Below are 564 nucleotides of genomic sequence, written 5' to 3' on the forward strand. Positions count from 1 at the left end.
AGAGGTGATTCGTGCGCGGTACTTGCCCGGTTCCACTTCGATAGGTAATTGAACGGTGAAGACGCCATCGCCCGCTTGTTCATCCAGACCGCGACCATCATCAGAAAATTCGCCAATGATCATCGGCACTGGGCGTGCTTCTTTTATCAGTTCGTCTTCATTTTCGACAAACTTAGTAAAGGTGACGCGCAAGTTGACGCGGTCGAGAAAGTCTCGCAGGACAAGCGGCTTATCGTCTGAAGTTAAACGCGCGGTGAACTTGAGCGCTTCTCCGTTATAGAGACGGTTAGGGAATACGTCGGTGCTGAGCTTGAGATGTGAAATTAAGCGGATGTTGTTTTTTGGGGTTACTTTCCCCACAGCTTGCCAAGGGCCAGGCATTGGGTTGTCGACTGAAATGATGTCGAGCGATGGTTCTTGATACCAACGAACGTTGTCGTAAGAGCCCCACGCGTAATATTTTTTACCATCTGGACGAACTAACACAACAGGTTGAGAACTTTGTTCACGATAAACCAGAAAAGTAATCTGTTCGATGGTCGGGTCGACACGAAAACGGTTATC

1 protein-coding gene is annotated in these 564 nt (G+C 48.6%); it reads right to left on the reverse strand.

The genetic code is table 11. The annotated features are described in order from the left end of the window. On the reverse strand, positions 1-564 hold a 564-nt coding region (locus R7Z49_RS26750), incomplete at both ends, for a choice-of-anchor X domain-containing protein (RefSeq protein ID WP_318112693.1).

The organism is Vibrio sp. 1562, assembly GCF_033340155.1.
In the GTDB taxonomy this organism is placed as follows: domain Bacteria; phylum Pseudomonadota; class Gammaproteobacteria; order Enterobacterales; family Vibrionaceae; genus Vibrio; species Vibrio alginolyticus.